At 66.8% G+C, this 2,812-nt stretch carries 3 protein-coding genes and 1 pseudogene; 3 read left to right on the top strand and 1 reads right to left on the bottom strand.

The genetic code is table 11. From position 1 onward, the window contains the following. The first annotated feature begins 29 nt into the window (after positions 1-29). Positions 30-956 carry a class I SAM-dependent methyltransferase gene (locus tag VKG81_RS17030; protein ID WP_324397733.1) on the top strand — a complete coding sequence of 309 codons (927 nt, stop codon included), beginning with the start codon at positions 30-32 and terminating at the stop codon, positions 954-956. 140 nt (positions 957-1,096) lie between these two features. Here VKG81_RS17030 and VKG81_RS17025 read toward each other — a convergent pair whose 3' ends face one another. Further along, positions 1,097-1,282, bottom strand: a complete 186-nt coding sequence (locus tag VKG81_RS17025; RefSeq protein ID WP_324397732.1) for a hypothetical protein — start codon at positions 1,280-1,282, stop codon at positions 1,097-1,099. Positions 1,283-1,342: 60 nt separating this feature from the next. Between VKG81_RS17025 and VKG81_RS17020 the strand changes: the two genes are divergently transcribed. Both VKG81_RS17020 and VKG81_RS17015 read left to right on the top strand, forming a co-directional pair. After that, entirely contained in the window at positions 1,343-2,074 is a 732-nt protein-coding gene (locus VKG81_RS17020) for a class I SAM-dependent methyltransferase (RefSeq protein ID WP_324397731.1), read from the top strand. 338 nt (positions 2,075-2,412) lie between these two features. Next, a pseudogene (locus tag VKG81_RS17015) lies at positions 2,413-2,812 on the top strand (ion transporter); the annotation flags it as partial.

Below are 2,812 nucleotides of genomic sequence, written 5' to 3'. Positions count from 1 at the left end.
TGCACACAGCCCGCACGGGGAGGGTCGACATGGCACGCACCGACAACGACACCTGGGACCTCGCGACGAGCGTCGGAGCCACCGCGACGGGGGTCGCGGTGGGCCGGGCGCTGGCCAGCCGGGCTGCCGATCCGTTGATTGATGACCCCTTCGCCGAGCCCCTGGTCCGTGCGGTGGGGGTGGACTTTTTCACCCGGATGGCCAACGGCGAACTCGATCCCGTCGAGGTCGACGGGGGCGCCGAGTTCGGTATGGCGCGGATGACCGACATGATGGCCGTGCGCACCAGCTTCTTCGATGAGTTCTTCATGTCCGCGACGACAGCCGGCATCCGCCAGGCGGTCATCCTGGCGTCGGGGCTGGATGCACGTGCGTATCGGTTGCCCTGGCCGGCGGGTACGACCGTGTACGAGATCGACCAGCCGACGGTGATCGAGTTCAAGACGCGAACGCTGCAGGAAATGGGCGCCGCGCCGACCGCTGATCGCCGGGCGGTCCCGATCGACCTTCGCCACGACTGGCCCGCGGTCCTGCGGGAGGCGGGTTTCGACCCTGCCCAGCCCACCGCCTGGAGCGCCGAGGGCCTGCTCGCGTTTCTGCCGTCGGACGCCCAGGACCGGCTGCTCGACAACATCACCGCGCTCAGCTCCCCCGGCAGCAGGTTCGCGTCGGAGAACATGTCAGGCACGAGCGGCGCGGTCGCCATGATGCGGGACCGCATGCACGAAGCCGTCGAGCGCTGGCGGGAGCATGGCTTCGACGTCGAGATGACAGACCTGTGGTACGAGGGCGACCGCAACGACGTCGCCGAGTACCTGGGCGCGCACGGCTGGGACGCGACTTCCACCGGCGTTGCGGAATTGTTCGCCGCCAACGGTCTTTCGCTGCCGCCGCGCGACGACGACGCCGCCGAGACGTTCGATTCGTTTACCTACGTCACCGCCACCCGGAGATAGTGCGACCGGCGGGCCGGCGTCGCTGGTGCCCGGCTCGGCAATCTGGTCCGAGGCCGCTGTGAGCAGCGCAAATCAGAAATAGGCGCCGAGGTTTCCGTCGCCGGAATCGCCTTCCTCACCCGGCCGGTGTTCGGCGGATCTCACCCACTGCCACCGGGCCGGTGGGAAGACCCAGCAGGTGCCGTCCCCGTCTTTGTCGACGACGAGGCGCCGCCGGGGGGCACCGAGTATCGGGCATCATCGTCGAAGCTGTACGTCTGCCACCGGTTGTTCGGGTCCTCGCGGTCTTCTTCGACGGGACCACGCGCGTAGATGGTGAAAGCCATGGGCCGAGCCTGCCACGATGGCCGCCGCCGGGTTCATCTCTTCGGCGTACGGTATCGAGCATGACTAACGAAATTGACAGACCGGATTTCGATGAGTTGTACCGCGATGAGCGGATTACGTTGACGCCATGGGACATCGGGGGACCACAGCCGGTGGTCCAGCAGTTGGTGGCCTACGGCGCAGTCCGGGGTGAGGTACTCGACCCGGGCACCGGGCCGGGTCACCACGCGATCTATTACGCGTCGAAGGGGTACTCGGCCACCGGGATCGACAGCTCGCCCGCGGCGATCGAGCGGGCGAGGCGCAACGCCGAGCGCGCCGGAGTGAAGGTGGATTTCCAGGTGGCCGACGCGACGAAACTCGACGGGCTCGAGAACCGCTTCGACACCGTCGTCGACTCCGCCTTCTACCATGTGTTCCTCGGCGACGAGGAGACACAGGGTCGCTACGTTCAGGCCCTGCACCGGGCGACCAGACCGGGCGCGCGACTTTTCATGTTCGAGTTCGGACAGCACAACGTGAATGGCCTTGACTGGGAAGGCCTGCCGGCCGAGAACTTCGAGCGGGTGCTGCCGGCCGCGCGGTGGCGCATCGATTACCTCGGGCCCACCACATATCAAGGCAACTTCAGCCCCGAATTCTTCTCGCACATGTCCGAGTCGCCCGGCCGGCGGGATCTCGCCGAGCGGATGACGCGGGTGCGGGAGCGGCTGGAGATCATCGGGCCGCTTCTGGAAAACCACCGGGTGCATATGCCGTTTTGGGCCGTGGCGGCAACGCGTCTCGATTGATCGAAGGGGTCTCCCCATCGGCCGTCGCCCAGCGTGAAGCCACTGCGAAAATCCGGCACTTTTTTCGCAGAGGATTCACGCTCGGCGCGGTCATGACTCGATGCTCGCACCCCCGCGGGGCGCCAGCCGCGGGGCGCTCGACAGCCCGAACCGCGCCGGCCGTGCCTTCGAGCGCCGGATGCAGGGTCACCCTCGTCGATGCGCTGGGTAGCGGCAAAGCCAAGGGCAAATGACGAGCGCATTCTTCAAGTTACGGCCTGGCCGGTGACGCGATAGGAATGAGCCGGCCCTTCACCGGGGCGACGCTGTCCGTCATCGACTGAAGACGAGGTCGGTTTATGAAGTCCGTTTCGCGGCTGCAGCAATGGGAGAACCGCGCCGAATGGCCGCTGGCCGCCATCGCTGTGATCTTTCTTGCCGCGTATTCGGTGCAGGTGCTCGCTCAGCCGCGGGGGCACGTCTCGCGGCTGCTGGACATGCTGATGTATGCCCTGTACGCCGCTTTTGCCGTTGACTACGTCGCCCGGTTGGCGCTGGCGGAACGGCGCTTGCCGTGGTTCTTTCGGCACCTGTTGGACCTCGCGATCATCGCGCTGCCGTTCCTGCGACCGCTGCGCCTGCTCAGACTCGTGGTTCTGGTCGGAGTACTGCAGAAGGCGTTCGGCGATGCACTCCGGGGCCGCGTCGTCGTCTTCACCGCGTCGACCGCCGTCTTGCTCGTCTATGCGTCGTCGCTTG

It is taken from the genome of Mycobacterium sp., from assembly GCF_035314905.1.
In the GTDB taxonomy this organism is placed as follows: Bacteria; Actinomycetota; Actinomycetes; order Mycobacteriales; family Mycobacteriaceae; genus Mycobacterium.
Note: the sequence above shows the minus strand (reverse complement) of the source record. Positions and strands in the feature narration are given on the sequence as shown.